At 69.8% G+C, this 1,996-nt stretch carries 3 protein-coding genes and 1 pseudogene; 2 read left to right on the top strand and 2 right to left on the bottom strand.

Going from position 1 to position 1,996, the window contains the following annotated elements:
- Positions 1-117: 117 nt before the first annotated feature.
- Positions 118-339, bottom strand: a pseudogene (locus QSG27_RS28780) (ATP-binding protein); the annotation flags it as partial.
- A gap of 137 nt (positions 340-476) precedes the next feature.
- Here QSG27_RS28780 and QSG27_RS28785 point away from each other — a divergent pair.
- Positions 477-1,043, top strand: a complete 567-nt coding sequence (locus tag QSG27_RS28785; protein WP_306712260.1) for a hypothetical protein — start codon at positions 477-479, stop codon at positions 1,041-1,043.
- An 11-nt stretch (positions 1,044-1,054) separates the two neighbouring features.
- Complete coding sequence (locus tag QSG27_RS28790) at positions 1,055-1,546, top strand: hypothetical protein (RefSeq protein ID WP_306712262.1); 492 nt, start codon at positions 1,055-1,057, stop codon at positions 1,544-1,546.
- 36 nt (positions 1,547-1,582) lie between these two features.
- On the opposite strand, the gene QSG27_RS28795 is transcribed toward QSG27_RS28790, so the two are convergent.
- Positions 1,583-1,996 (bottom strand): ethanolamine ammonia-lyase light chain EutC (locus QSG27_RS28795; RefSeq protein ID WP_306712264.1); only part of this gene is annotated, 414 nt, incomplete at its 5' end.

The raw sequence follows: 1,996 nt of genomic DNA on the forward strand, positions 1-1,996 counted from the left end.
GACTGCGCGACCGCATCGCGGCCTCGCCGCTGTGCAACTCCCGCCTCAAGGTTCGCCATATCGAACGCGCCTACCGCGCGATGTGGCGGCGGTGGTGCATCACATCCGACGAGGGCATCAAAACCCGATAAGGCGGTGCGTGAACGGCCCCCGGACCGCCGGCAGAGTGCGGTTGGTTACGGTGCCCTCCTGGCTGTCCACCTCCACACGCTCGGCGTGAGCGTCCATGATGCGGCTGACCAGATAGAGACCGAGTCCGGCCCCGGCGCGCCGCCCGACGCTGGGCGACCGGTGGAACTTTTCGAAGATGTGGCCGAGGTCGGCCTGTGAAATCCCCGGACCGGGGTTTGTGAACCCGGAGCCGCACCGCGCCGCCTTCCGCCGACAGGGTCACGGTGACCACGCATGGGCTGGAGTATTTGACCGCGTTGTCGATCAGGTTCGACAGGGCCACCGACAGGAGCGACGGATCGGCCATGACCATCGTCGGCCCATCGGGCAGATGCGCGGCGATGGCGGCGTTCCGGTGCAGCGGCATCAGATCGGCGCACAGCGACCGTGCCGGTTCCGCCGCGTCCAGCGGCTGCAGCGCAGGGGCGAGGCTCGCCGCCTCCAGCCAGTCCTCGGCCAGGCAATCCTCCACCAGCTTGCGCATGCGCTGCGCCGCCCGGCGGACGCGCGTCGGCTTGTCCATGTTTTTTTCCCGCCACTTCGCCGGCGGTTCCGGTCAGGTCGTCCACCGCGACATGGATGACGGCCAGAGGGTTGCGGAATTCGTGCGACACCATGGCGAGGAAGTTGCGCTGCTCCGCCATGGCGTTGCGCTGGATCTCCAGGGCCGCCTCGGCCTTCTGGCGGGCGGCGGTCAGGCTTCGCTCCAGCTCCTTGTGGGCGGTGATGTCGTTGAGGTTGACGATCAGCGCATCGCGCCGCGCGAACCGCACCGCGGCGATGGAAACGCGCAGCCAGAGCCGCCGTCCGTCGGGCTTCCTCGGAGGCCAGCCGTTCGGCGACCATCAGCACCATCCCGACGCAGCCGATGAAGGTGAAGGGAATGTTCCAGACGAACAGCACCAGCGCTATGGCGCCGCCACCCCCGCCGCCGTTGTTGGGCACCATGTTGATCGAGCTTCCGATGGCCATGGCGACGCGCACCGCCAACATCGCCGTGTTGACGGCGAAGAGGCCGATGACCAGCCGCCGGCCGATCACGCTGCCACCGGCCCGTCCCAGCAGCGCGGCAATGGTGGCGATGGTGGCGATGGAAAGAGCCAGAAGCTTGGCACTGACCAGCGCGACGCGCGCGTTGCCGTCGTCCAGCAGCCAGAACAGCGGCACGCCCACCAGCAGCGACCTGCTCAACGGCACGGTCATCGCCGACTTCGAAATCGGGACCGACCGCCTCGCCTTCTCCGACTCGACCATCGATCTCGGTGCGGTGATCGCTTCGGCAACCGTCGTGAAGGGCGGCACGGTCTTCACCATCGGTTCCGGAAGCAGCTTCACCGTCGCCGGCCGCACCGGGGATGTGAGCGGTTGGTTCTGATGTGCGACGGTTCGGACGGAGCGGGCCGGGCCGTTGTCATGAGCCGGTCCGAAGGCGGTCGGGCCCGTCCGCGCGATCCTGGGTGTCCAGCGTGATGCCCGACCGGCGCTGGGCGAACATCGCCGCGAGAAGGGCCGCCGCCTGCTCCGCGGCGGCGGCGGGGGCGAGGCCGCCGGCGCGGACGTTGGAGATGCAGTTCCGCTCGCTGTCCACCCGGCCCGGGCGCGGCTCCCAGGTCAGATAGAGGCCCAGCGAGTCGGCGGCGCTCAGGCCGGGACGCTCGCCGATCAGAACGACGCTGGCCCGCGCCTGCAGCAGCGCGCCGACCGGATCGCCCAGCGCCACCCGCGCCTGGGTCGCCACCACCACCGGCCCGACATGCAGCCCGGCGGCGTGCAGCCTCGGGATCAGCGCCTCCAGCACCGGAACGGCGTTGGCCTGCACGGCGGT

Origin of the sequence: Azospirillum isscasi (assembly GCF_030849505.1) — a bacterium.
Lineage (GTDB): Bacteria > Pseudomonadota > Alphaproteobacteria > Azospirillales > Azospirillaceae > Azospirillum > Azospirillum isscasi.